Source organism: Mesorhizobium sp. M7A.F.Ca.US.006.04.2.1 (genome assembly GCF_004022915.1).
GTDB classification, from domain to species: domain Bacteria; phylum Pseudomonadota; class Alphaproteobacteria; order Rhizobiales; family Rhizobiaceae; genus Mesorhizobium; species Mesorhizobium ciceri.
Map to the genome: position 1 here is coordinate 1 of NZ_RZQA01000597.1, position 4,030 is coordinate 4,030.

The following is a 4,030-nucleotide window of genomic DNA, read 5'->3' on the forward strand; positions in this document are numbered from 1 at the left end:
CATCCTCGGCGGAGCCGCCGCCGGTGTGGCGCCGCGCATCATGGGCATCGGCCCGGTGCCGGCGACGCAAAAACTCTGCGCGCGGCTTGGCCTGACGCCAAAACAGTTCGACGTCATCGAGCTCAACGAAGCCTTTGCCTCGCAAGGCATCGCCGTGCTGCGCCAGCTCGGCATTGCCGAGGACGCCGAACACGTCAACCCGAATGGCGGCGCCATCGCGCTCGGCCATCCCCTGGGCATGTCGGGCGCCCGCATATCCGGCACGGCGGCGCTGGAGCTTCGCGAGCGCGGCGGCCGGTATGCGCTTGCCACCATGTGCATCGGCGTCGGCCAGGGCATCGCGATCGCGCTGGAACGGGTCTGATCGGCAAGTCTCTCCGGCTGACTTCGAGAATCCGGTGCGGTCAAATTTGACCACGTGGACAAAAGTCCGGACCCGTTCCATAGTTCCTCGTCTGATTTTTAGAACAGCCGGCTCGACACGGCTGTCGAACAGAGGGGAATACAATGGAAAACCGAAAGAACAGATTTCAATCCGCACGCGAAGGGCTTTCGCGGCGCAATGTGCTGGAGTTGGGCGCGCTTGGCCTGGCTGCGGCAATGCTGCCGGGCGCTGCCTTCGGCAAGGACAAGAAACTGAAGGTGGCGGCGATCTTCGCCACGCCGATCGAGGAGCCATGGGACAACCAGATCCATGTCGCCCTGCAGAAGGCCGAGAAGGAACTCGGCATCGAATACAAATGGTCGGAGAAGGTGCAGACCGCCGATTTCAGCCGCGTCATGCGCGAATACGCGCAAGGCGGCTACCAGCTGGTGCTGGGTGATGCCTTCGCCGCCGAGCGTGAGTCGCGCCGCACCGCCAAGCAGTTCCCGAAGACCGCCTGGCTGTTCGGCTCCGGTGCTGGGCCCGCAGAACCGAATTTCGGCGTTTTCGACAACTGGATCCATGAACCCGCCTATCTCTCAGGCATGATCGCCGGCAAGATGTCGAAGTCGGGCACGATCGGCGCTGTCGCGGCGATGGGCATTCCGGAAGTGAACCGGCTGGTCAACGCCTTCTTCGCCGGTGCCAAGGAGGTCAACCCGAACATCAAGAAGAAGGTCGCCTTCATCGGCTCTTTCTTCGATCCGCCCAAGGCCAAGGAAGCGGCGGTCGCGCAGATCGACGCCGGTGTCGACGTCATCTATGCCGAGCGCTTCGGTGTCATCGAAGCGGCGGTCGACAAGAAGATCCTTGCCATCTCCAACATGTCCGACCAATCGAGTCTCGGCCCGGATACGGTCATCACCGGCCCGGTCTGGGACATGTATCCGACGGTCGAACAGGCGATCAAGCTGGTCAAGGCCGGCGTCTTCACCGCGCAGGACTATGGCGACTTCTCGCGCATGGCCAAGGGCGGCTCGCATCTGGCGCCCTACCACAAGTTCGACAAGACGCTGCCGGCTGATGTGAAGGAGCTGGTCGAAAAGAAGAAAGCCGAGATCCTCGAAGGCAATTTCCGCGTCGACGTGGACGAGAACACGCCGGTTTCGGATTGAGTTCTGGTTCGAGGGGCTGGCGCTAGGCGCCCCCCTCTGTCCTGCCGGACATCTCCCCCTCAAGGAGGGAGATTAGCAGTTTCGGCGACGCGCTGTTCTTTCAAGAAAATTGGCGAAAGCCGATATGACATCCAATCTCCCCCTCAAGGGGGAGATTGCCGGCAGGCCAGAGGGGGGTGCAGCGCATTCCTCTCAATCAAAGTTGAATCGCAAAGCCCGTCCGTTCAGGAGCCCCCTTGTCCGCCCCCCTCATCGAAATGCGCGGCATCACCAAGAGCTTCGGCGCCGTCAAGGCGAACGAGGCCGTTGATCTCAGCGTCGCGCCCGGCGAAATCCTCGGGTTGCTGGGCGAGAACGGCGCCGGCAAGACGACGCTGATGAACGTGCTGTTCGGCGCCTATGCGCCCGACGCCGGCGAGATTCTCATCCAGGGCAGGCCGGTGCGGATCACAAGTTCCGCCGATGCGCTAGCCGCCGGCATCGGCATGGTGCACCAGCATTTTCATCTGGCGCCAAGGCTGACGGTGCTGGAGAACCTGCTGATAGGCATTCCCGGCAAGACAGGGCGGATCGACCGCGCCGGCGGGCTGGCGCGGCTGGCCGAGATCGGCCGCCAGCATGGGCTGACGCTTGATCCCGATCTTCCGGTCTCGGCGCTGTCGGTCGGCGAGCAGCAGCGGCTCGAAATCGTCAAGGCACTGTTTCGCGGCGCCAGGCTCTTGATCCTCGACGAGCCGACGGCGGTGCTGGCGCCGAGCGAGGTCGACGGGCTGTTTTCGGCGTTGCGGTCGATGGCGGCGCAAGGGCTCGGCATCATTTTCATCTCGCACAAGCTCAACGAGGTGCGGGCACTGACGCATCGCTGCACAGTGCTGCGGCATGGGCGCGTCGCCGGCCGCGTCGACGATCCCGCCAACACGACATCGTCCGCAATGGCGCAACTGATGTGCGGCCATGAGATCGTGCCGCCGGCGCGGGGACCATCGACGCCGGGTGCCGCTGTGCTCACCCTCAATGGCATTTCCACCTCGCGTCATTCGGGTACGGCGCTGCGCGACGTGTCGCTTGCCGTGCGTGCAGGCGAAATCCTCGGCATTGCCGGCGTGTCGGGCAATGGCCAGCGCGCGCTGGCGGAGGTCATCTCCGGCGTGCGCGTACCTGACGCCGGCCGGATGACGATCGCCGGCCAGAAAGTCTCACGCTTTTCGCCGCGCGAAGTGCAGGCGCTCGGTCTTGGCCGCATCCCGGAAGACCGTATGACGACGGGGCTGGTTACCAACCTGCCGCTCGCGGATTCGATGGTGTTGCCGCGCATCGGCACCGCCGCGTTCAGCAGCAAGGGTCTGCTCAAGCCGGATGCGATCCGCGCCTTCGCGGAAGAGCAGATCAAGGCCTATGATATCAGGTGCCCCGGGCCGATGACCCGCGCCGGCGCGCTGTCCGGCGGCAATCTGCAGAAGGCCCTTCTGGCGCGCGAACTCGCTTTCGACCCGAAGGTTCTGATCGTCTCGCAACCGACGCGCGGGCTCGATATCGGCGCGGCGCGTTTCATCCACGAAAAGTTCCTCGACATGCGGGCCAAGGGCTGCGGCATCATCGTCATCGGCGAGGATCTGGAAGAGCTGCTGGTGCTCTGCGATCGCATCGCGGTGATGTATGAGGGCCGCATTGTCGGCACGCTCGACAGCGCCGATGCAACGATCGCACAGCTCGGCCTGATGATGACCGGGGCGGAGGGGCACAGCTGATGTTTCGCCTGGAAGTCCGCACCTCTACGCCGGCCTGGTTCAACCTCGCTTTGCCGCTGCTGGCTATCGGCGCGACGCTTGTCCTGTGCAGCGGCCTGATCGCGCTGGCCGGCGCCGGCGTGCTCGATGCGTATGGCGTGATGTTCACGGCCTCGCTGGGCGACAGCTATGCGATCACCGAAACGATGGTGCGCGCCGCGCCGATGATCTTCACCGGACTGGCGGTGGCGGGCGCCTTCCGGGCAAAATTCTGGAACATCGGCGCCGAGGGTCAATTGCTGGCCGGCGCGGTGGCCAGCTGCTTTGTCGGCGCCATCCCGATGCCGGGACCGCTCGCCATGGTGTTGATGGCGGTCGCAGGCGCTGCGGCCGGGGCCGCGGTCGCGCTGGTGCCGGCGACCCTCAGGGTAAAATTCAAGGTCGACGATGTCGTCAGTTCGCTGCTGCTCAACTCGGTCATCTACTACGCGCTGATGGCGCTGATCGAAGGACCGTGGAAGGACTCCTTCAGCGGCTATCCGATCTCGCCGCCGATAGAGGATTCGGCCAATTTCCCTGTGCTGATCGAAGGTACAAGGCTGCATCTCGGCGTTATCGTGGCGCTGCTGGCGGCACCGCTGATCTGGTTCCTGATCGTGCGCACCACGCTCGGCTTCAGGATAAGGGTCACCGGCGAAAACCCGGAAGCGGCCAGATATGGCGGCATCCATGTCGAGCGCGTGCTGATCTCGACAGCGCTGCTG

At 64.3% G+C, this 4,030-nt stretch carries 3 protein-coding genes and 1 pseudogene; all 4 read left to right on the forward strand.

The features are described from left to right. Nucleotides 1-364, forward strand: a pseudogene (locus EN925_RS26055) (3-oxoadipyl-CoA thiolase); the annotation flags it as partial. A 143-nt stretch (nt 365-507) separates the two neighbouring features. Beyond that, entirely contained in the window at nt 508-1,539 is a 1,032-nt protein-coding gene (locus EN925_RS26060; RefSeq protein ID WP_013528955.1) for a BMP family protein, read from the forward strand. Between the two features lie 236 nt (nt 1,540-1,775). After that, on the forward strand, nt 1,776-3,287 hold the full coding sequence (locus EN925_RS26065) for an ABC transporter ATP-binding protein (protein ID WP_013528956.1): 1,512 nt from the start codon (nt 1,776-1,778) through the stop codon (nt 3,285-3,287). Then, on the forward strand, nt 3,287-4,030 hold a 744-nt coding region (locus EN925_RS26070), incomplete at its 3' end, for an ABC transporter permease (protein WP_164894390.1). The genes EN925_RS26065 and EN925_RS26070, both read left to right, overlap by 1 nt.